Raw genomic sequence first — 20,640 nt, forward strand, 5'->3', positions numbered from 1 at the left:
GCGCGCTCATCTCGCCCTCGTAGGGGCGGACGAGCTTCAGGGCGTCTTCATAGCTGCCGTCGAGCCATGCCGTAGATCGCGAGGGTGAAGGATCGCCGGCATTGCCTTGGGATGCCAGGGATCGACGGTGGGGTTGGGAGAGGTGGTGCAGAAGGCATAGGCATCGCCGCGCTCGGTCGGCCGCCACAGACCGGCGAAGAAGGCGATGGGCTGGTCGGGCAGCGAAAACCACATCTGGCGGGGTTTGCCATCGTCGCCCGTCCCGCCGTCGGGATGCGGCTCGGCGAAGTGCGTGAACGGGACCAGGCAGCGCCGATCGGGATTCGCGATCGACGGCTTCCACATCGACGATGCGAGATTCCGCGCATTGGTGACGAACTTGTCCAGCTTGACCGCCGGGTCGCGCTTGCTCGCTACCTTGGTCGGGAAGCCCCATTCCATCGCGACCGGTTCGAGCGGACGGTTACCCTCCCCTGCCCGCCTGACGACCAGTCCGTAGCGCGCTGTCTTCTTGCCCGTCGGGAAGATCTCGCGCGGCACCGGGTAGGTGTAGGCGCTTGCAATCGTAGCGGCGTCTGCTCGCAAACAGCCGGTTTTTCTGCTCACGCTCTCTGCCACTGGCGGGTAGCATCCTGCTCAAATTAGCTGCCAGCGTGCTCGCCATCATCCGGGGCTGCTCGCAATCGGACATGGCTGCTCACATTATCCGCTCCGGGCGGATGTCAAAGGCGGGTTCATTTCACGGGCCGGATCGTCCCATTTCTCCGTCTCCAACTGGCCATTTCGGGAATGAGCAATCGGGAACATATTTTGGGAAAACGGCTATTTCCCTGCCGTCCGGCGCGCCTTGCGACCGTCAGCCGTCTCCCTGAACCTTCCCAATCGGGAACGCTGTTCAAGGGAGTCACCTATCGCGCCCACGGAGATTATTTGGGCGCACTGTCGATCTCACGGATCAGGCGACGAGCCTCGTCCCCTTCAGGAATGGAGCGGCCACTGTCACGCCACTCGATCGCCGACTTGAAGCCGTGAGCTTGTGCGTGTCGACGGAACCATAGACCCTCGGGATTGTGACGGGTTATTCCATCGAAGACGGTCGCCATCATCTGTGACTGTTCCAGCCCCATGTTGAGCATGACCTGATTGACCACCAGCTTGTGCATGGCGAGGTGGCTCGCAGGCACGCCCGCGATCCTGGTCGCGAGTTTCAATGCCGCATCGTCCAGTTCCCCGGCGGGCACGGCGAGGTTTGCCAATCCCCAGTCCGCGGCCTGCCGCCCCGAAATCAGGTCGCCGGTGAACATCATCTGCTTGGCGCGCGCAGGGCCGAGGCGGTAGGTCCACATGGCTGTCGTCGGACAGCCCCACACGCGGGTAGGCATGTAGCCGATGCGGGCATCCTCGGCCATGATGAGGAGGTCGCAGCATAGCGCGATGTCACTGCCGCCAGCGGCAGCGGCTCCATGCACCTTGGCGATCGTCGGCTTGCTTGAGCGCCAGAGCGCCATGAAGTTTGCGGTATTCCGCTTCATGTGCGCGTAATCGACCATCGGGTCCCAAGGATCGCGCTCCTGCTGGCAGGGATGATCGTCCTCACTCTCGGCATAGCCGACCAGATCGTAGCCGCCGCAGAACCCCTTCCCCGCGCCCTCGACGATAATCGCGTGAACGGTGTCGTCCGCTTCCGCCCATTCGACCGCGGCGCGTATCTCGCCGGGCATATCGTCGTTGATCGCATTCAGCCGTTCGGGACGATTGAGCAACAGCCGCGCGACCCGCCGATTGGACGGATCGTGATCCACGCGCAGCGTCGAGAACTCGGGCATCGCATCTCTCCTTGGTCAGACCTGACTATCAGCGTTCATCATTGACAGTCAACGCTGACTATCAGATTGTCCGGCCATGGAGAGCAAATCCGCCGTCCAGGGGCCGGTGCGTCGGTCCACGCGCCGCGAACAGCGCGAGGCGACGCGCGATCACATCCTTCTCTCCGCAGTCGCTGTGCTGATAGAGTGCGGTGTCGCCGGCACGACGACGCTGGAGGTGCAGAAGCGATCAGGGGTCGGGCGCGGTACGCTCCTGCATCATTTTCCGACCCATGCCGAGCTGCTCTCGGCGACCGTGGCCGAACTGGTCCGTCGCAACGAGGTCACAGTGCTGCGCGAGCATCGCTCCGCCGCACCGGGCGTCGATCCCCTAGCACACGCGATTGTGTCGCTGGCTTCTGCGGCTGAAAGCCCGTCCTACCTCGCCGAACTGGAACTATGGGCCGTAGCCCGGGCAGACCGCCAGCTTCATGCCGCGCTGCGCGGACCCGAGCGCGCTGCCCGCGCCGAGCGCGACCGCGTCGTCGCTGCCCTGTTCGCACCGATTGCCCACCTGCCCGGCTGCGCGACGGTCATCGCCCTGACCCTCGAACTGGTTCGCGGCATAGCCGTATCGGGGGTCCTTCGGTCAGACACAGACCATCGTCACCGGTTGCTGCGGCATTGGATCGACGCAGCGCGGCTGCTCTTGCATCAACCACCCTCGGAACCCGCTCCATGACCTCGGGACTGACTTCATCCTATCGTGCCGCCGATACCTCCCGACCCGTGTGGGAGATGACTGCGGGCGACGCCTTGCGACGAGCGGCGGAGCTGGCAAGGGATCGTGCCGCACTGGTGGAAGCCGCGCCGAAGGGGCTTGCATCCGTGTCCGGCGCGGCCACGACCGATCGCCGGTGGACCTATGTCGAGTTGCTGGTTGATGCGGAGGCGTGCGCCCGCTGGCTGCTCGCACGGTTCGCTCCTGGCGATCATATCTGCCTGTGGGCGCCGAACGTGCCCGAGTGGGTGATCGTCCAATATGGCGCGGCGCTGGCAGGGCTGGTCCTCGTCACCGCCAATCCGTCGCTCCGTGCCGAGGAACTTCGGCATGTCCTCGACCGATCGAAGGCGAAGGCGCTGATCCACGTCGAGGCGTTCCGCGGGTCGGACATGACGGCTATCGCCCGCATCGCGGCGCCATCGCTCGATCACATCCTGATCGGTGAAGTCGCCGCCGCCATCCCCCGGCATCGCCACGGTTCCCCGCTGCCGGCCGTGTCGCCGCTCGCTCCGGCGCAGATGCAGTTCACGTCCGGCACTACCGGCAGGCCCAAGGGGGCGCTGCTCACGCACCGCGCGCTCGTGACCAACGCATCGCTCGTCGCAACCCGCATCGGACAAGGGGGTGATACGGTGGTGACGCCGATGCCGCTCTTTCATACGGCGGGATCGGTGCTGGGCGTGCTTGGTGCGGTCACCAGCCTGTCGACATTGGTCCTGCCGGTCCTGTTCGATCCGGTGCTGATGCTGGACACGATCCAGCGCGAACGCGGAACAGTGACCAGCGGCGTTCCGACCATGCTGGCCGCCATGATGGCGGAGCTTGATCGCGCCGATTATGACCTCTCCAGCCTCCGCATCCTGTTTTCCGGTGGGGCTCCCGTCGCGCCCGAGTTGCTGGCCCGGGTCGAACAGCGGTTCGGTTGCCGAATGATGTCGGTTTACGGTCAGACCGAACTTAGCCCTATCATCTGTGCAACAGACTACAACGACACGCAGGCCGATCGCGCCGGCACCGCAGGCCGACCGCTGCCGCAGGTCGAGGTCAGGATCGTCCAGCCCGGAACGCACGATCCGCTGCCGCTCGGTGATCAAGGCGAGATACAGGCCCGCGGATATCAGACTATGATCGGCTACTACGGTCAACCGGACGAGACCGACCTCACCCTTCTCGCCGATGGCTGGCTTCGTACCGGCGATCTGGGCCTGATGGATGATCGGGGATACGTCCAGGTCACGGGGCGCCTAAGCGACATGATTATCCGCGGAGGCGAGAATATCTATCCGGCGGAGATCGAAGCCGTCCTGCTGAGGCATCCGGCGATCGCCGAGGTGGCGGTGTTCGGCATTCCACACCCGACATGGGGGGAGACAGTCGCAGCATCCGTCAGATTGCGTGAAGGCTTGGCGACCGTCGATCATCAGCAACTCAAGGACCATTGCCGATCTCTGCTGTCCCCCCAGAAGACGCCTTCCAGTTGGTTTGTCGCCAGCGAGTTTCCGCTAACGGCATCTGGTAAGATTCAGAAGTTCGCACTTAGTCAGCAGGCGGCAGAAGGCAGTCTCCATTCACTTTAGGAAAACGCAAGGGTTCTCGAAACCTGTCTATCTAGGATTCGAGAATACCGCCAATTTCCCGCTACACCATCCCATGCGAGACGGGATCGCTATGCTTTGGGGTGTCATTCCGCCCCCAACCGGACCCGGCTACCAGCGGCACATTTTTCAACAGCCCCGACCGATTGTTGAACAGGCTGAGCCGAGTGTCTTGCCACGATCAAGGCGAAGTAGCTGAGAGCTTTAGGGGAGCCTGTTAGCGGTTCACTTGCCCCGGACACGGCCAAGCCGAACTCAAGGCCTGTTCGGCCCCCGCGACCATGTGGACACTCTGAAAATAGCTGTCCCGTTCCGCCCAGCGCAGATAGGCCGCACGCAAGGCCGCACGATCATCGCGCGGCGCGCCGCACTCGGCCTTTCGCGCGACGATCATCATGTCCAGCACGCCTTGGAGATATGCTCCACACCTCTGCTCCGCGGCGCGGCAGCTCGCGAGAAGCGCGGCACCTTGCATGTCCGACTGTTTGGTTTGCGCCAGCGCCGGAGCATGAGGAGCGACCGCCCCCATCAGCGCCAAGATCATGGTTGCACGTTTCACCGTTTTCGTCCTTTCCGAACCCGGCTGGGCCGGGTGAAGGGGCTCGTCCGAGCTTAAGGTGCTGACACGCCTCAATCGCATTTTCATTCCTCGCTACCGAGCACCTGGCCTTCGGGCGTCACGAACAGCTCGACTGTCTTGCCAGCGCTGTTCCAGTTGCCCATCGGGCCGTGGTCGGGGTCGGGCGGCGATGACGGCCCGAAAAGCCGATCGCCTGATCGTCAGCTTCGTTGCAGGTTCATTTTGTCAAGGGCAGCGCGCAGGCCGCGGGCGAGCTTGGCTGCATCCTGGTTCGCCCAAAAGTGCATGAAGAACAGGCGCGGCTCGTCGTTCAGCATGTGATTGTGCAGTGCCGTAACTTCGATCCCGCTGGCGCGCAGCGCGCGCATGACCGGATCGACCTCGCTCGCTACCAGCACGAAATCGCCGGTGATCGCGGCCTTGCCGCCCCCGGTCGGCTGGAAGTTGATCGCGGTCGCGGTTCCCATCGTGGGCGGCGTGACCATACCGGCATCCATCAACCTTTCCGCGCGCGGGAAGCTGTATTGGAGGACGCCGCCATTCGGCTTGCCCTTGGCCCCCATCACGCCGTCAAGTGCGGCCGTGTTGAGATCGACGGGCGGCGAGCTGCCGGCCCCGGCTGAGGGCGGTTGCGAGTCCCTGGACGGCGCGGCGAGCGGGGTGCGGCTTTCCGCCAGCGCGGCGCGCAACGCGGTCGCGAGCTTCACCGGGTCGCCATGCCCGGCGATGTGCAGGTACATGGTGGCGGGCGCGGAGCGCAGCAGGTGATTGTGGAGCGCGGTGATCGTGAAGCCGCCGGCCAAGAGGCGGCTTATCACCGGGTTCACCTCCTCGTGCGTCAGCACCAGGTCGCCCATCACCATAGTGTCGTCACCCATCGGCTGGAACGCCGCCCAGGAGCCGAGCGCCAGTGCTGGCTTGATCGCCACGCCGTCGAGAGTGACGTGCAGGTCGGAGCGCGGGAAGCCGTAGCGATGGACACCGCCCGCCTGTTCGGTGCCCGGTCGGCCGAGCGCAGCATCGACCTTGTTCCAGTCGGGCGCGGCCCAGGCCGGGGCGGCGAGCGCGGCGAGAACGCCGGCCAGAAGGGGTTTCATCATCCAATCTCTCCTATCATCAGCGCCGGCACGGATAGGCTTCGCGCAACGCGACGGTCTCCCCGCGCTGCGCGTGCGCCGCGGTAGGAGCGATCCCGCCCGAGACGAGCAGCGCCAGCATGGTCCCGGTCAGACGTGACATCGCCCTCTCCTCGCGCGTTCGCCAACCCAAGCATGTCTATGGTTGCATGAACGATGATGCAACCGTTACACTCCAAAATCCGGATGATACAGTTATGACGAACGCCGAACCCAGCCCTTGGTTGCTGTTGATCCCGCAGCTTCCCGCCAAGCCCGCCTATTTGCGGGTGAAGGTGTGGCGGCGTTTGCAGGCGATCGGGGCCGCGCCGCTCAAGAACGCGGTCCACGCGCTCCCCAACCGCGCCGACACTCGCGCGCTGTTCGAGGATTTGCACCGCGAGATTGCCGACAATGGCGGCGAGGCGCTGATCCTAGAGGCGCGGCTGGTAGGTGGCATCGGTGACCCCGAGCTTCGCGGAACTTTCGACGCGGCGCGCGATGCCGATTACGAGGAGCTGGCGCGCGAGGCGCGGACCTTGGCGGAAGGCGAGTATGTTCCCCCCGGCGAGGTTCGCCGGTTGCGCCGCCGGCTGGACGAGATCGCCGCGATCGACTTCTTCGGCGCGCACGGGCGGCAAACGGCCGAGGCGGCGCTTGCCCCGGCGGAAGCCCGGGCGGGCCAGCACCCCGACGTGACCGGGCCGGGCGCGCCCGAGCTGGCCCAGGCCGAGCTTCGCGGGCGCACCTGGGTCACGCGCGTCCACATCCACGTCGACCGCATCGCGTCAGCGTGGTTGATCCGGCGCTTCATCGACCCGGACGCGACCTTCAAGTTCGTGGAGGGCAAGGGTTACGCCCCCGAGCCCGGCGAGCTGCGCTTCGACATGGCGGACGCCGAGTTCACGCACGAAGGCGACCGCTGCACCTTCGAGACGCTGGTGTTCCGCCGAGGGCTCGACGGCGACCCGGCGCTCGTCGCGCTGTCGGAGATCATCCACGACCTCGACATCGCCGACGACAAGTTCGGCCGGCCGGAGACGGCCGGCGTCAGCGCGCTGATCGAGGGGATATGCGCCGCCACGCCCGACGACCCCGACCGGCTCGCGCGAGGCGCGGGCGCGCTCGACGGCTTCTACGCCCACTTCACCAGGCGACGAGGAGAATGACGATGGAGGCGACCGCGACCGCGCCGATCGCAGGCCCGAGCCCGCGGGATCACGGCATCCCCTTCGGCGAAGCGCTGCGGGTCTGGGCCAAGGTTGCCGCCTTAAGCTTCGGCGGCCCGGCCGGCCAGATCGCGATGATGCACCGCGTGCTGGTCGAGGAGCGGCGATGGATCGGCGAGGAGCGGTTCCTTCACGCGCTCAACTATTGCATGTTGCTGCCCGGCCCCGAGGCGCAGCAGCTCGCCATCTACATCGGCTGGCTGCTCCACAAGACCAAGGGCGGGCTTGTCGCTGGCGCGCTGTTCGTGCTCCCCGGCCTGGTCGCGATCATGGCGCTGAGCTGGGTCTATGCGCTGTTCGGCAACGTCCCCTTTGTTGAGGCGCTGTTCTTCGGCTTGAAGGCCGCCGTGCTCGCGATCGTGCTTCAGGCCGTCGTGCGCATCGGCTCGCGCGCGCTGAAGAACAACGTCATGCGCGGGATCGCGGCGGCATCGTTCGTGGCGATCTTCTTCCTTGGCGTTCCTTTCCCGATCATCATTCTTGCGGCCGCCATCGCCGGCTTCCTTGGCGGGCGCGCACGCCACCCCGCCTTCATGGGCGGGGGCAGCCACGGTGCATCGGGCGGCAAGATCGTCCGCGATGCCGAAACCGCGCTTGGCGAGCACGTCCCCGACCACGCCCGCCCCAGCCTCGCATGGTCGCTCCGGATCAGCGGTGCGCTCCTCGCGCTGTGGCTCGCGCCGATTGCGGCGCTGCTCGCGTCAGTCGGACCGGGCAATGTGTTCACGCAGATCGCGCTGTTCTTCTCCAAGATGGCGGTGGTGACGTTCGGGGGCGCTTACGCCGTGCTCGCCTATGTCGCTCAGCAGGCCGTCGAAAACTACGGCTGGCTTCGTCCCGGCGAGATGCTGGACGGACTTGGCATGGCGGAGACGACGCCGGGGCCGCTGATCATCGTGACGCAGTTCGTCGGCTTCATGGGCGCGTTCCGGCAAGCGACCGGCTTGCCCCCGCTGCTCGCCGCCACCTTGGGGGGCTTGCTCACGACCTGGGTGACGTTCGTGCCTTGCTTCCTCTGGATCTTCCTGGGCGCGCCGTTCATCGAGAAGCTGCGCGGTAACAAGGCGCTGTCGGCCGCGCTCGCCGCCATCACCGCAGCCGTGGTCGGCGTGGTGCTCAATCTGGCGGTGTGGTTCGCGCTCCACACCCTGTTTCACCAAGTCCGCGCCCTGCCGATCGCCGGCAGGACGCTGGACGTGCCGGTGTTGTCCACCCTCGACCCGGCCGCGCTAGCGTTGACCGTCGCGGCCCTGGTCGCGATGTTCCGGTTCAAGTCGGGCGTGATCCCGACCTTAGGCGCGTGCGCTGCGGCGGGCGTCGCGCTTCGCTTGTCCGGGCTCGCTTAGAGCTGGAGCCCGAAGCGCGGCCCCACCCACGTCATCGCGAGGTAGAGCGCAACCGTGAGGAGACACCCCGAGGCGAGCGCCAGCCAGAACGGCGCGCCGCGGTTGAGCATCGCCGCAATGAGTAGGAACATCGGCAAGGACGGCAGCACGTACCAGAAGGTCGCGCCGGCATGGGCCGCCATGCGCGCCCGATCGTGCGTGTCGCGCCAGAGCCAGATCATGCCCAGCACCGAGACGAGCGGGAGCGAGGCGATCAGCGCGCCGAAACCGGGGCTGCGCTTGGCGATCTCCGACACGGCGACGATGATGACGGCCGATATGCCGGCCTTGAGAAGCAGGTAGAGCATCAGCGCACCTCGACCGTGAGGTGCGCCAGCTCGTGAACCGGCGCGAGCCGCTGGCGGACCAGCTCGCCATTCCGAACGCCGGCGACGCTGACGATCGCCGCGTGCGCTTCCGGTCCGACCTTCCAGACGTGCAGGTCGGTCACTCGGGCGTCGCCGGGAGCTTCGACCAGCTCGCGCACCTCGTCGGCGACATGCGCGTCGGTGCGATCGAGCAGGACGGCGGCCGTGTCGCGCATCAGGCTCCATGACCAGCGGGCGATGACGACCGCGCCGACGATCCCCATGACCGGGTCCATCCAGACCCAGCCGAGATACCGGCCGGCGAGCAGCGCCGCGATGGCGAGGACCGAGGTGAGCGCGTCGGCGAGGACATGAACATAGGCCGAGCGGAGGTTGTTGTCGCCGCCGTGAGAGCCGTGGGCGTGCGCATGATCGTGCCCGTGGTGATGATCGTGCCCGGGCCCGTGCCCGTGATGGTGGTGACCGCTCGAGAGCAGAAAGGCGCTGGCGATGTTCACACCTAGGCCGACGACGGCAATGATCGTGGCCTCCCCGAATGCGACCGTGATGGGCTGAAACAGGCGCAGCACCGATTCCACCCCGATCCCGAGCGCGATCAGGCCGAGCACCATGGCCGAGGCGAAACCGGCGAGGTCGCCAACCTTGCCGGTGCCGAAGCTATAGGCCGGGTTGCGCGCGTGACGCTTGGCATACGCATAAGCCGCCGCAGCGACCGAGAGCGCGCCGGCGTGCGTCGCCATGTGGAACCCGTCCGCGAGCAGCGCCATCGAGCCGGTCAGGTATCCGGCGATGATTTCGCCGACCATCATCACGGCTGTGAGTGCGACCACCCACAGGGTTCGGCGGGCGTTCTCGTCGTGCGAGCTGCCCAGGAAAACGTGATCGTGGGCAAAGCGGTCGATTTCGGAAGCGGTAGGCATCGAGCACAATCCTACTTGGCGTAACGGCGGATCACCGCCAGCAGCTCGTCGGCTCCGTGGGCGCGCTCCTCGTCCGTCAGCCCCGACCGAGCAACGTGCGCTTCCAGGTGTTCGGCGATAATTTCGTCCATCAGCCCGTTCACCGCGCCGCGGACGGCCGCGACCAAGTGCAGAACCGTCGCGCAGGAGTCGCCTGACGTGAGGCCGCGTTCGACGGCCCCGACTTGGCCGGCGATACGACGCACGCGTGCGATCAGGTCGGCGTTGGAACCGGAGAGATGAGCCATATACCCCCCTCCCCTATGCCGGGCAGATCGCAAGAACAACCCGGCGCATTACCGCTGTTCAGAAAACGGCCCGAGACTGTTGAAAAACGGCTGCTTGCGCGGGGTTCGGAGGCGTGATTCACCCCTGAGAGGGGTCGGAGGATCACGAAGATGATGGGTCGGCAGGTGGCACAAGGCGCACTGTTTTACGGCTTCCGGCTGGATGAGCATGTGCCCGCCGACCACCTGCTCCGACGTATCGACGGGCTGCTCGACTTCGGCTTCGTGCGCGAGGCGCTGGCGTCGAGCTACAGCGCGAGCGGGCGACCGTCGATCGACCCGGAGTTAATGCTCAGGATGCTGCTGGTTGGCTACCTGTTCGGCATCCGCTCGGAACGCCGCCTGTGCGAGGAGGTGCACCTCAACCTCGCCTATCGTTGGTTCTGCCGGCTCGATCTGGCCGACCGGGTGCCCGACCATTCCACCTTCTCCAAGAACCGGCACGGCCGCTTCCGCACCTGCGACCTGCATCGTCTGCTGTTCGAGCAGGTAGTCGCGCGGTGCGCCGCGGCCGGGCTGGTAACGGGGCGCGACTTGGCGGTGGACGGCAGCACGATCATGGCCGACGCCAGCCGTGAGAAGAAGCTGAAGGGGGCCGATGCTGCGGACGAGCTTCGTGCCAGGGAAAGCATATCGCGACCCGTCGCCGAATATCTGGCGGCGCTCGATGCCGCCTTGCCGCCGGACCCCGACGAACCGGCGCCCGTCGATTCGACCAGCATCTCGCCGACCGATCCGCAGGCGGCGCTCACCTGCAAGCACGGACCGGCGCGCTACGCATACGCCATCAACCCCCTGCTTGACCTCGACACCGACTGCATCCTCGACGTGGAGGCCACGCCCGCCCGCTTCGCAGCCGAGGTGGCGGCGACCCGGACTCTGGTGTCGCGCGCCGGCACCAGGCTGGGCATCGAACCCGCCAGTCTCTCGGCCGACAAGGCGTATGGTAGCGGTCCGCTGCTTGGCTGGTTGATCGACCGGAACATCACGCCATACATCTCGGTCATCGACCGGACCCGCCAGCGGGACGCCTTCTTCACCCGGGATGCCTTCCGCTACGACCGGGAAGCGGATGCCTACCGCTGTCCGGCGGACAAGCTGCTCGGCTATTGCGGCACCAGACGCGCCAGCCAGGTTCGCGTATACCGAAGCCATGTCGCCGATTGTGCTGGCTGCGAACTGAAGCCCCGATGCACCGTCAGCCGTAAACGCAGCGTCACCCGCCTCGTCAGCGAGGATGCCCGCGATACCGTCCGCGCCCTTGCTGGCACCGACGCCTATGTGCACGCGCGGCGTCGAAGACAGCGGATTGAGCGCGTGTTCGGCCACCTGAAACGCAACCTGGGGCTGCGAACGCTCAAGCTGCGAGGCCTGTCAGGAGCCGCCGAGGAGTTCACCATGGCCGCCGCGGCATACAACCTTCAGCTGCTCGCCCGGCAGGCCGCGCCGGCCTGACACGCGGCGTATCCTACCGTGCCGGCGTCACCAGCCATCCGCCACGCCGATTTCGCGCAGGCCTTTTTCAACGGCCTCGGACGGTTGTGACACTGGCCGAGTTACGGACTGGAATGATAAAACAGGAAGTAGTTCGGTACGATCAGTCAGGGATCAGCGCCCAACCACGTATCTGCAACGTCGCCATTGTGGTGAGAGCCGAGACGTCGACTTCGACAGCCTTATCGACCGTAACCGGAGCGATCCCATTCCCGACTAAAGCCTGGCTGCACACCCGAACGGACACGCCTGCTCGTTTCAGCGCCGCTATCAGGGCAAGATTGGGATTCTTCGCAGCACCGGTTTTTGTCGCATATTCCCCATCTTCGGAAATAATCGGCGTCGCCGGGCCGTGGACGATCACGACCACATCTCCCTGTGCTGGCCGCACGCCGTCCGCCCCGAGCAGGTTCAGGAAGCGTGCGACCTTCTCCAGCGAAGGATTGACCTTGTCGGGAGATGACGCCGCCTTCGTCACGCTGAACAGTACGCGATAGCGCAGGGAGCGATCCGGCCGCTCCAAGGCGCCTTCGATCGGCGTGATCTTGCCATATCCGGCAATCACGGGTTGCTGAGCGGCGACGCCTGCTGACCCGGCACTGCTCATGACGGCAAGGCATCCGGCAACTGCGATAATGGGAAACCGCATCTCATTTTCCTTCCACAACCGGAATGATTATCCGACCCTTGCAAACATGGCCGCGCCCATGTTTTGCGGCCGCGCTGTAACCGACGCCCCGCGCGCTCGCGCCGGACGGGGAGCGGGCGCTGCTTCCTCCACGGCTGTATCGTCGGCGCCGAACATCGCTTCCAGCGTGCGCACGCACAGTGCAGCGGCCTCATCGGCAAGACGGTAGTAGACCTGCTTGGCTTCACGTCTCGTCTTCACCAGCTCGGCGCGGCGCAGCTCGGCAAGCTGCTGGCTGAGGGCCGGTTGGGTCACGCCGGTAGCAGCCTCTATGTCCGCAACCTGACGCTCACCGCCGAGCAGATAGGACAGGATCATGAGACGCTGGGGCTGAGCGAACACCCGCAGCTTCTCAACCGCCGTGTCCGCGATCGCGCGGGATTGATGGATCGCCGTCATCGATCGGCCTTCAACTGATGAAACCAGTCTGCACCGGCGTTGCCCGGCAGGGCAGGCGGCAGCAGAACATCGTCACCCGGCTGCCAATCGGCCGGCATGTAGGCTTGCCCATCGGCCGATCGCTGCAGCGCCCTCACCGTGCGGAGCATCTCGTCGACCGATCGCCCGACGTTCATGGGATACCAGTTGAGCGCACGGATAATGCCCTCGGGATCGATGAAGTAGGTCGCACGCACGGCTGAAGCATCGCCGGCCTGTTCGTCGAGCATGCCATAGGCGTAACCCACGGCCATCGACGGATCTTCCACGACCGGAAACGGCACCTCTACGCCGAAGACATCCTTGATCGCACGCAACCAGGCGACATGCGAATACAGGCTGTCGACCGACAGCCCGAGCAAGGCGCAGTCCAGCTCCTCGAATTGCGGTGCGGCCTTGGTCAGGGCTACAAACTCGCTGGTGCAGACCGGCGTAAAATCAGCCGGGTGCGAGAAGAACACGACCCAGCGACCACGATACTGATCGAGCGTCATTTCGCCCTGCGTCGTGCGGGCGGTAAAATTCGGGGCAACGTCCCCGATACGCAACGAGCGCGGTGCGTCTGCATCCATCGTTTCCATGTTTTTCAGATGGCACGGGGCGCCCGTTGACGCAAGTGGGTTACACGACTACATAAACCGTGAAATCGATAAACGGAGGCAATTGTGGAATCGGCGTTGAGCGAGGCAGTTGCGCAGATTGAACGTGCGAAGGCGGCAGGAGCGCCGGTCGTTCATTCCTTCTTTGATGAGCCGACCAACACCGCGACCTACGTCGTCTGGGACCCTGCCACGCGGAAGGCCGCGGTCGTCGACAGTGTGCTGGATTTTGACGCTGCGGCCGGTCGCACCAAGACGGCGTCGGCGGATGTGGTAATCGCTTATGTGCGGGAGCACGGCCTTTCGGTCGACTGGCTGCTTGAGACCCATGCTCATGCCGATCACCTGTCTGCGGCGCCCTATCTGCAGAAGGCGCTGGGTGGTCAGCTCGCGATCGGCCGCGAGATCATTCGCGTACAGAACGTCTTCGGCAAGATTTTCAACGCCGGCACCGACTTCGAACGCGACGGCTCCGAGTTCGACCGCCTGTTCGACGATGGCGATCGTTTCGCGATCGGCGACATCGAGGCCATCGCGCTGCATGTGCCGGGGCACACCCCCGCCGACATGGCCTATGTCATCGGCGACGCGGTCTTCACCGGCGATACCCTTTTCATGCCGGATTACGGCACAGCACGCGCGGACTTCCCCGGTGGTGATGCGCGCCAGCTATTCCGCTCGATCCGCCGACTGATGCAGTTGCCTGACGAGACGCGGCTGTTCCTGTGTCACGACTACAAGGCTGCGGGTCGCGACCAGTATGTCTGGGAGACGACCGTGGGCGCGCAGCGCGTCGGCAACGTCCATGTCCACGAAGGCGTGGACGAAGACGACTTCGTCGCGATGCGCACCCGTCGCGATGCCACCCTGTCGATGCCCAAGCTCATCCTGCCCTCAGTTCAGGTGAATATGCGCGGCGGCCATCTGCCGGAGCCGGAAGCCAACGGCACCCGCTACCTCAAGATCCCACTGGATGCGCTGTGATGCCCGGATTTCCCCATGCCATGCCGCTCGCCGGCTTTATCGGTGGGCTGATGATCGGTGTCGCTGCGGCGATCATGTTACTGGGCAACGGCCGCATCGCCGGGGTCAGTGGCATGTTCGCCCGTGTCCTCGGCCTTTCCCAAGGAGGCGCGCCCTGGATGATGGCACTCCTGTTTACAGTGGGGCTGCCCCTGGGTGCAGCCCTTGTTGCGGCCAATCGGGATGTGGAAGCCCGCTTCCCGACGTCGCTCGGGCTGATCGCCGTCGCCGGGCTGATCGTCGGGATTGGTACGCGGCTCGGCGCAGGGTGCACCAGCGGTCACGGCGTCTGCGGCCTGTCGCGCCTGTCGCCGCGGTCTATCGTCGCGACGGGTACGTTCATGGCGACCGGTATCGCCACCGTGACCCTCATGCGCCTGGCGGGAGTGGTAGCGTGATGCGGCAAGGCATCCTTTCGCTTGTCAGCGGCACGCTGTTCGGCGCTGGCCTCGCCGTTTCCGGCATGATCGATCCTGCCCGGGTACGTGCGTTTCTCGACGTCACCGGAGCCTGGGATCCGACCCTCGCCTTCGTCATGGCGGGAGCGATCCTGCCGATGGCGATAGCCTGGCTCGTCGTGCGTGGGCGCTCCACGCCGATCGTCGCGGAGCAGTTCTATACGCCCGCCACGTCGCCGATCGACGCGCACCTCATCGCTGGCGCCGCCTTGTTCGGCATAGGGTGGGGCCTTGTCGGCTTGTGCCCAGGCCCCGCCATCGCCGCACTCGCGATCCAGCCTGCCCCCGCGCTGCTCTTCATCGCTGCGATGGCGCTCGGCGCAGCCATCCACCGCTTCGCACTCATCCCACGCCGTTCGGCATGACCGGACAGGAGACGTCACATGGCCTTCAAGAAGATCACACCGTCCTTCTCGGCTGCTCCCCAGCTCACCCGGGATGATGTCGCTGCCGCCGCACAGGCGGGGTTTCGCTCGATCGTTTCGAGCCGGCTCGATGGCGAGGAGCAGGGACAGCCGAGCGCACACGAGATGGCCCGGATCGCCGAAGAACACGGCCTTGCGTTCGCCCATGTCCCGATCGTGCCGGGCAAGGCGACCGATGCCGATGCGGACCGGATGAAGGAAGCGCTGACTGCGCTGCCGGGACCGACGCTCGGCTTCTGCCGAAGCGGCATGCGGGCGGCTACCCTTTGGGCATTGGCGGAGGCGGATCATGCCGATCCAGAAACGATCATCGGTCAGGCCAAGGCAGCCGGGTACGATCTCGCCGATCTGAAGCCGGCGCTGGCCCGTCGTTCCGAAGGGGCCGGCAAATGACCTACGACATCGTCATCATCGGAGGCGGAGCCGCGGGCATCGCAACAGCCGCCAGCATCCTGAAGCGCAACGCCAAGGTGTCAATCGCTGTCGTCGATGCGGCCCGGGACCATTATTATCAGCCGGGTTGGACGATGGTCGGGGCGGGCGTCTTCACGTCCGAGCAGACCCGCAAGGCCGAAGCCGATGTCATGCCCAAGGGCGTTGAATGGATCCGGCTGCCTGCGATCACCATCGACCCCGAGCGTCAGGCGATCACCCTGGGAGACGGGGATACGATCGCCTACCGTGTCCTGATCGTCGCTCCCGGCCTGCGTTTGGCGTGGGATAAGATCGCGGGGCTTCCCGAGGCGTTGGGCCGCAACGGCGTCACGTCCAATTACCGCTACGATCTGGCACCTTACACCTACCGGCTTGTCCAGGAATTGCAGCGGGGACGCGCGCTGTTCTCGCAACCGCCGATGCCGATCAAGTGCGCCGGCGCGCCTCAAAAGGCGATGTACCTGTCCTGCGACATCTGGCGCGATCACGGTGTGCTCCCCGCGATCGACGTCGAATTTCACAACGCCGGTGCGGCGCTATTCGGCGTCGCGACCTACGTCCCTGCGCTGATGGAATATGTCGAGAAGTATGGGATCGACCTTAGGCTCGAATCCAACCTCGTCGCGGTCGACGCCGATCGGCGTATTGCCACCTTCGAGCGCAAGCGGGACGGCGTCAGCGAGCGGGTCGAACGCGAGTTCGACATGCTCCATGTCGTGCCGCCTCAGGTTTCGCATGATGTCGTCGCCAAAAGTCCGCTCGCGGCGGCAAACGGCTTCGTTGAGGTCGATGAAGCGACGCTGCGCCATAAGCGGTACGACAATGTTTTCGGCCTGGGTGATGCCGCTGGCACCAGTAATGCGAAGACGGCTGCGGCAGCCCGCAAGCAGGCACCCGTGGTGGCGGTCAACGCGCTCGCCGCACTCGATGGCAAGCCACCTATTGTCGACTATGACGGCTATGGATCGTGCCCGCTCACGGTCGAGCGTGGCAAGATCGTCCTCGCCGAGTTCGGCTATGGTGGGAAACTGCTACCCAGCTTTCCGTCGTGGCTCCTGAACGGCACGCGCCCGACGCGAGCTGCCTGGTTCCTGAAGGAGCGGATGCTGCCCCCGATCTATTGGCAGGCCATGCTGAAAGGCCATGAGTGGATGGCGGCCCCGCATGAGATCGGCAAAGCGGCATGACCCTCGAACCGCTCCAGTATCTGTTGGGCGCGCTGTCCGGAAGCCTGGTGGGCTTTACCCTCGGGCTTGTCGGCGGGGGCGGCTCGATCCTCGCCGTGCCGCTCATGGTCTATCTGGTGCGCGTGCCCAACGCCCACCTCGCCATCGGCACGAGCGCGTTCGCGGTGGCCGCTAACGCTGCAACCGGCCTGATCGGTCATGCCAAGGCGCATAACGTCAAATGGCGCTGTGGCGGCATGTATGCGACCGCCGGCGTCATCGGCGCCCTGTTCGGCTCCACCGCGGGCAAGGCCGTCGATGGCGGCAAGCTCCTGTTCCTGTTCGCGCTGGTCATGGTCGTCGTCGGCGTCCTGATGCTGCGCGGGCGCGGTGACACGGGCAGCCCGGGGGCGGAGTGCAACCGGGAAAAGGCGCCGAAGGTGCTGGGCTACGGCCTTGGCACCGGTCTGTTCTCGGGCTTCTTCGGCATCGGCGGGGGCTTTCTGATCGTCCCCGGCCTGATCGGGTCGACGGGCATGCCGATTTTGAACGCTGTCGGCACGTCCTTGATCGCCGTCACCGCGTTCGGGCTGACGACGGCCGCCAACTACGCGTTTTCCGGTCTGGTAGACTGGCCGCTCGCTTTCGTGTTCATCGCCGGTGGGGTTGTCGGCGGCCTGATCGGCACGCGCATCGCGAAGCGCCTCGGCTCGGGCGGCACGCTCACCACGGTCTTCGCCGTCCTGATCTTCGTGGTGGCGACCTACATGCTCTGGAAAAGCGCGGCCGCGTTTCTTTGATGGGGGGTGCGATTACCATCGGGCCGCTGATGCTGGCCGTCGATCGCGGGCTTGCCGTGCTGTGTATCGTCGTGTTCCTTGGTCTAACGACGCTGGCCGGTCGGCTTCACATCCCTCGCGTGTCGACGGTCTCCACCAGCGCCATCGTCGCTGGACTGGTTACGGCGCGGATCGGTTACGTTGCAGCGCATTGGTCGAGCTACGTCGACGCTCCGCTGTCCATCCTTGCCATGTGGCAGGGCGGCTTTTCCCCCCTTGCAGGGCTTCTCGGCGCAGCGGCGATGCTGGCGATCCGGCTTGGTCGCTCAAGCGCGCTGGCGGCAGGCTGGGGAGCGTTGGCTGTTGCGGGTGGCCTCTGGTTCTTGCTTCAGGCGCTGATCCCTCCCGTGACCTACGGCCCGTTCCCCTATCATCTCAACCTGACGACCCTGTCCGGCGCGCCGCTTCCACTCGATCGTTTCCGTGGCCAGCCGTTCGTAGTCAACCTGTGGGCGACATGGTGCGGCCCGTGCCGGCGTGAGCTGCCGATGCTCGATGCGGTTGCATCGCGCCCTGGCGAGGTCCCGATCCTTCTTGCCGATCAGGGCGAGGCGCAAGCGATCGTCAGCGGTTTTCTCGGCCGTGAAAATATCGGAGCGCGCCATGTCGCGCTCGACACCGATCGTGGCCTTTCCCAAGCCCTGAAGGTGGCGGGGTATCCCGCAACGGCCTTCGTCGCGGGCGACGGCACAATCGTACAGCTCCAGCTCGGTGAATTGTCACGCGCCGCCCTCGTCGATGGAATCGAATTAGCAAGGAAACACCGATGAACCGTCGCAACCTGTTGTCGGGGGGCCTCCTGGCTGCGCTTGCCTTCGCCGCGCCGATCTCCCCGGTTATCGCGCAGCAGCCCGATCTGTCGCGCAAGGCCGTCGTCGACGATCCCGTGGCACCCAAGCGCGCCGGCAAGACCTATGACGTCACGGTGGTCGAGTTCTTCGACTACAACTGCCCCTATTGCCGTCGCATGGAGCCGGTGCTGAACGCCCTGCTTCGCTCTGACCCGAGGGTACGGGTCGTGTACCGGGATTGGCCGATCTTCGGACCTGCTTCACGTGAGGCGTCGCGCGCAGCCGTCGCGAGCCAATGGCAGGGCAGGCATGCCGCCTTTCACGAGGCGCTGATGACCTCGCCGGCGCGGCTCGACAGCGCGGGCGTCAAGGCAGCGGCTGCCAAAGCCAGGGTCGACTGGCCCCGTCTGCAACGGGATCTGAAATCGCGCGGCGCCGAAATCGACGCGCTGCTCACGCGCACCGATGGCATCGCCCAAGCGATCGGTTTCAACGGGACGCCGGCGCTGATCGTCGGCTCGCAGGTCGTCGCCGGTGCTGTCGATCTCCCGACGTTGCGTCGTCTCGTCGCCGAAGCGCGCAAAAAATCTGCGGCGCGCTGATCATGCCTGGGCCGCTCAATCGGAGACAGCTTGCCGGCTTGGGCGCGGTGGTCGTGGGTGGTTGGGCAGTCGGACAGGTGCTGCGGCATACCGCCCCGATCGGGCGCGACGTCGGGCCGACCGCTGACCTGATCCTTGCCGGTAACGGCTCGCCCGAGGACGGACCTGCCGATGCTACGCTTCGGCTTGCCGTGTTCACCGACTATCGTTGCCCAGCCTGCCGTCATGGATTTCCCGCCTTGGAAGAGGCTGTACAACGCGACGGCAAGGTGCAGATCATCTACAAGGACTGGCCCATCTTCGGTCCGCCATCCGAACGTGCCGCAAGCGTGGCGCTCGCGTGCGCCGAACAGGGAGTTTACCCGGCCGTCCACCGTGCGTTGATGACGGACAGCCGCACGATCGACGACGACATGCTACGGGACGTCGTGATGCGCGCTGGCGGCGATTGGCTGCGCACGACGACCTGGCTTGCCGCCCACGCGGACGCTGTCGCGGCACGCCTGCGGGCGAACGGACAGGAAGCCTATTCGATCGGACTGGCCGGCACCCCGGGTTATCTTGCCGGACGCATGCTGGTGATGGGCGCGATCGATACCAGCGACTTTGAACGGCTGTTCGCGCGTGCCCGGGAAGAAAGCTGACGATGCGAGAGGATACGAAACATGATCGAGTATAATCACAAAGGCATGACGATTGCGTCGCTCCATGACGAGCGCACCGGCAGCTTCCAGTATGTCGTGGTCGACGAAGCCACGAAGGCCGCCGCGATCATCGATCCAGTCCTCGACTTCGATCCCCGTGCCGGTGCGACCGCAACCGACAATGCCGATATGATCCTCGAATATGTCCGCGCGAAGCGTCTTACAGTGGAATGGGTACTCGATACCCATCCCCACGCCGATCACTTCTCCGCTGCTCCGTACCTTGCTGAAAAGACGGGTGGCAAAACCGCGATCGGCGCCAAGGTCGTGGAAGTGCAGAAGCTCTGGCAGGATATCTACTGCCTGCCCGACCTGCCCGTCGATGGCAGCCAGTGGGATCGGCTGTTCGCCGATGGCGAACGGTTCAGGATTGGTTCGCTCGACGCGCACGTCATGCCGTCGCCCGGCCACACGCTCGCCTCGATTACCTATGTCGTGGGTGACGCGGCGTTTGTTCACGATACGCTGATGGTGCCCGACAGTGGCACGAGCCGGGCGGATTTCCCCGGCGGTGACGCGCATGAACTTTGGCGTTCGATCCGCGCAATCCTCGACCTCTCACCCGAAACCGCGACCTATGTCGGGCATGACTATGGCAAGGACGGTCGCGACGTAATCGGCCGCTCGACCGTCGCCGATCAGCGGCGTGACAACATCCATGTGCGCGATGGCATCGACGAGGCGGAGTTCGTGGCGACCCGCGAGAAGCGCGACGCTTCGCTGCCGCTTCCCGACCTGATGCTTGCCGCACTTCAGGTCAACATCCGGGGAGGCCGGTTGCCCGACGCGGAGGCTTGCGGCACGGCGTTTCTCAAGGTGCCTCTAAATCGGTTTGGGCCTGCCATCCCATAGCTCTATCCGCACCGAAGCCGGTAATGTTTTAAGTGTCACAACCGAACGGTTCTGACAC

The 20,640-nt window shown here is 65.4% G+C and carries 26 protein-coding genes; 15 read left to right on the forward strand and 11 right to left on the reverse strand.

The window, feature by feature from the left end:
- Positions 1–36: 36 nt before the first annotated feature.
- On the reverse strand, positions 37–606 hold the full coding sequence (locus ACM61V_RS21730; RefSeq protein ID WP_419714716.1) for an SOS response-associated peptidase family protein: 570 nt from the start codon (positions 604–606) through the stop codon (positions 37–39).
- A gap of 320 nt (positions 607–926) precedes the next feature.
- Positions 927–1,826 (reverse strand): crotonase/enoyl-CoA hydratase family protein, encoded by a 900-nt coding sequence (locus ACM61V_RS21735; protein WP_141459477.1) that lies wholly within the window; start codon positions 1,824–1,826, stop codon positions 927–929.
- A gap of 76 nt (positions 1,827–1,902) precedes the next feature.
- Between ACM61V_RS21735 and ACM61V_RS21740 the strand changes: the two genes are divergently transcribed.
- The gene (locus ACM61V_RS21740; RefSeq protein ID WP_141459479.1) at positions 1,903–2,547 is read left to right on the forward strand and encodes a TetR/AcrR family transcriptional regulator; all 645 of its coding nucleotides are present in this window, start codon (positions 1,903–1,905) and stop codon (positions 2,545–2,547) included.
- Entirely contained in the window at positions 2,544–4,166 is a 1,623-nt protein-coding gene (locus tag ACM61V_RS21745) for an AMP-binding protein (RefSeq protein WP_141459481.1), read from the forward strand. Before ACM61V_RS21740 ends, ACM61V_RS21745 begins: the two co-directional genes overlap by 4 nt.
- Before the next feature lie 235 nt (positions 4,167–4,401).
- Here ACM61V_RS21745 and ACM61V_RS21750 read toward each other — a convergent pair whose 3' ends face one another.
- From ACM61V_RS21750 to ACM61V_RS21760, 3 genes are all read right to left on the reverse strand, one after another.
- Complete coding sequence (locus ACM61V_RS21750; protein WP_133497062.1) at positions 4,402–4,743, reverse strand: Rap1a/Tai family immunity protein; 342 nt, start codon at positions 4,741–4,743, stop codon at positions 4,402–4,404.
- Between the two features lie 221 nt (positions 4,744–4,964).
- The gene (locus ACM61V_RS21755) at positions 4,965–5,864 is read right to left on the reverse strand and encodes a DUF1259 domain-containing protein (RefSeq protein ID WP_018251370.1); all 900 of its coding nucleotides are present in this window, start codon (positions 5,862–5,864) and stop codon (positions 4,965–4,967) included.
- Positions 5,865–5,880: 16 nt separating this feature from the next.
- On the reverse strand, positions 5,881–6,003 hold the full coding sequence (locus ACM61V_RS21760) for a hypothetical protein (RefSeq protein ID WP_267903937.1): 123 nt from the start codon (positions 6,001–6,003) through the stop codon (positions 5,881–5,883).
- Positions 6,004–6,097: 94 nt separating this feature from the next.
- Here ACM61V_RS21760 and ACM61V_RS21765 point away from each other — a divergent pair, with 94 nt between their 5' ends.
- Both ACM61V_RS21765 and chrA read left to right on the forward strand, forming a co-directional pair.
- A complete protein-coding gene (locus tag ACM61V_RS21765; protein WP_018251372.1) occupies positions 6,098–7,048 on the forward strand; it encodes a chromate resistance protein ChrB domain-containing protein in 951 nt (316 codons plus the stop codon).
- Positions 7,045–8,454 (forward strand): chromate efflux transporter, encoded by a 1,410-nt coding sequence (gene chrA / locus ACM61V_RS21770; protein WP_018251373.1) that lies wholly within the window; start codon positions 7,045–7,047, stop codon positions 8,452–8,454. Before ACM61V_RS21765 ends, chrA begins: the two co-directional genes overlap by 4 nt.
- Here the strand turns inward: chrA and ACM61V_RS21775 are convergent.
- From ACM61V_RS21775 to ACM61V_RS21785, 3 genes are read right to left on the reverse strand one after another with little or no spacing between them, the layout of a single operon-like run.
- On the reverse strand, positions 8,451–8,801 hold the full coding sequence (locus ACM61V_RS21775) for a DUF3147 family protein (protein WP_018251374.1): 351 nt from the start codon (positions 8,799–8,801) through the stop codon (positions 8,451–8,453). The genes chrA and ACM61V_RS21775 overlap by 4 nt on opposite strands.
- Complete coding sequence (dmeF, locus tag ACM61V_RS21780; protein ID WP_018251375.1) at positions 8,801–9,742, reverse strand: CDF family Co(II)/Ni(II) efflux transporter DmeF; 942 nt, start codon at positions 9,740–9,742, stop codon at positions 8,801–8,803. Before dmeF ends, ACM61V_RS21775 begins: the two co-directional genes overlap by 1 nt.
- 11 nt (positions 9,743–9,753) lie before the next feature.
- Complete coding sequence (locus tag ACM61V_RS21785) at positions 9,754–10,029, reverse strand: metal/formaldehyde-sensitive transcriptional repressor (protein WP_018251376.1); 276 nt, start codon at positions 10,027–10,029, stop codon at positions 9,754–9,756.
- Between the two features lie 150 nt (positions 10,030–10,179).
- Here ACM61V_RS21785 and ACM61V_RS21790 point away from each other — a divergent pair, with 150 nt between their 5' ends.
- The gene (locus ACM61V_RS21790) at positions 10,180–11,523 is read left to right on the forward strand and encodes a transposase (protein WP_141459483.1); all 1,344 of its coding nucleotides are present in this window, start codon (positions 10,180–10,182) and stop codon (positions 11,521–11,523) included.
- 142 nt (positions 11,524–11,665) lie between these two features.
- On the opposite strand, the gene ACM61V_RS21795 is transcribed toward ACM61V_RS21790, so the two are convergent.
- The 3 genes from ACM61V_RS21795 to ACM61V_RS21805 all read right to left on the reverse strand — a co-directional run bounded on the left by ACM61V_RS21795 (position 11,666) and on the right by ACM61V_RS21805 (position 13,269).
- Positions 11,666–12,169 carry a DsrE family protein gene (locus ACM61V_RS21795; RefSeq protein ID WP_083956648.1) on the reverse strand — a complete coding sequence of 168 codons (504 nt, stop codon included), beginning with the start codon at positions 12,167–12,169 and terminating at the stop codon, positions 11,666–11,668.
- Positions 12,170–12,238: 69 nt separating this feature from the next.
- Complete coding sequence (locus ACM61V_RS21800; protein WP_066706233.1) at positions 12,239–12,649, reverse strand: ArsR/SmtB family transcription factor; 411 nt, start codon at positions 12,647–12,649, stop codon at positions 12,239–12,241.
- Entirely contained in the window at positions 12,646–13,269 is a 624-nt protein-coding gene (locus ACM61V_RS21805) for a peroxiredoxin (protein WP_066706236.1), read from the reverse strand. The genes ACM61V_RS21800 and ACM61V_RS21805 overlap by 4 nt, the downstream gene beginning before the upstream one ends.
- A 96-nt stretch (positions 13,270–13,365) precedes the next feature.
- On the opposite strand from ACM61V_RS21805, the gene ACM61V_RS21810 reads away from it, so the two are divergent.
- From ACM61V_RS21810 to ACM61V_RS21855, 10 genes are read left to right on the forward strand one after another with little or no spacing between them, the layout of a single operon-like run.
- Positions 13,366–14,271, forward strand: a complete 906-nt coding sequence (locus ACM61V_RS21810) for an MBL fold metallo-hydrolase (protein ID WP_371423995.1) — start codon at positions 13,366–13,368, stop codon at positions 14,269–14,271.
- Entirely contained in the window at positions 14,271–14,708 is a 438-nt protein-coding gene (locus tag ACM61V_RS21815) for a YeeE/YedE family protein (RefSeq protein WP_174525784.1), read from the forward strand. The genes ACM61V_RS21810 and ACM61V_RS21815 overlap by 1 nt, the downstream gene beginning before the upstream one ends.
- Complete coding sequence (locus ACM61V_RS21820) at positions 14,708–15,133, forward strand: DUF6691 family protein (RefSeq protein WP_419714768.1); 426 nt, start codon at positions 14,708–14,710, stop codon at positions 15,131–15,133. Before ACM61V_RS21815 ends, ACM61V_RS21820 begins: the two co-directional genes overlap by 1 nt.
- An 18-nt stretch (positions 15,134–15,151) precedes the next feature.
- Entirely contained in the window at positions 15,152–15,586 is a 435-nt protein-coding gene (locus tag ACM61V_RS21825; RefSeq protein ID WP_066706245.1) for a TIGR01244 family sulfur transferase, read from the forward strand.
- On the forward strand, positions 15,583–16,815 hold the full coding sequence (locus ACM61V_RS21830; protein ID WP_066706247.1) for an NAD(P)/FAD-dependent oxidoreductase: 1,233 nt from the start codon (positions 15,583–15,585) through the stop codon (positions 16,813–16,815). Before ACM61V_RS21825 ends, ACM61V_RS21830 begins: the two co-directional genes overlap by 4 nt.
- Positions 16,812–17,594: a sulfite exporter TauE/SafE family protein gene (locus tag ACM61V_RS21835; protein ID WP_066706250.1), complete on the forward strand. Its 783-nt coding sequence runs from the start codon at positions 16,812–16,814 to the stop codon at positions 17,592–17,594. Before ACM61V_RS21830 ends, ACM61V_RS21835 begins: the two co-directional genes overlap by 4 nt.
- A complete protein-coding gene (locus ACM61V_RS21840) occupies positions 17,594–18,403 on the forward strand; it encodes a TlpA family protein disulfide reductase (protein ID WP_066706253.1) in 810 nt (269 codons plus the stop codon). The genes ACM61V_RS21835 and ACM61V_RS21840 overlap by 1 nt, the downstream gene beginning before the upstream one ends.
- Positions 18,400–19,026 carry a DsbA family protein gene (locus ACM61V_RS21845; protein ID WP_066706255.1) on the forward strand — a complete coding sequence of 209 codons (627 nt, stop codon included), beginning with the start codon at positions 18,400–18,402 and terminating at the stop codon, positions 19,024–19,026. Before ACM61V_RS21840 ends, ACM61V_RS21845 begins: the two co-directional genes overlap by 4 nt.
- Positions 19,027–19,028: 2 nt before the next feature.
- Complete coding sequence (locus ACM61V_RS21850) at positions 19,029–19,670, forward strand: DsbA family protein (RefSeq protein WP_066706257.1); 642 nt, start codon at positions 19,029–19,031, stop codon at positions 19,668–19,670.
- 21 nt (positions 19,671–19,691) lie between these two features.
- A complete protein-coding gene (locus ACM61V_RS21855; protein ID WP_066706259.1) occupies positions 19,692–20,582 on the forward strand; it encodes an MBL fold metallo-hydrolase in 891 nt (296 codons plus the stop codon).
- Positions 20,583–20,640: the final 58 nt, after the last annotated feature.

Source organism: Sphingomonas sp. TX0543, assembly GCF_048565505.1.
Lineage (GTDB): Bacteria > Pseudomonadota > Alphaproteobacteria > Sphingomonadales > Sphingomonadaceae > Sphingomonas.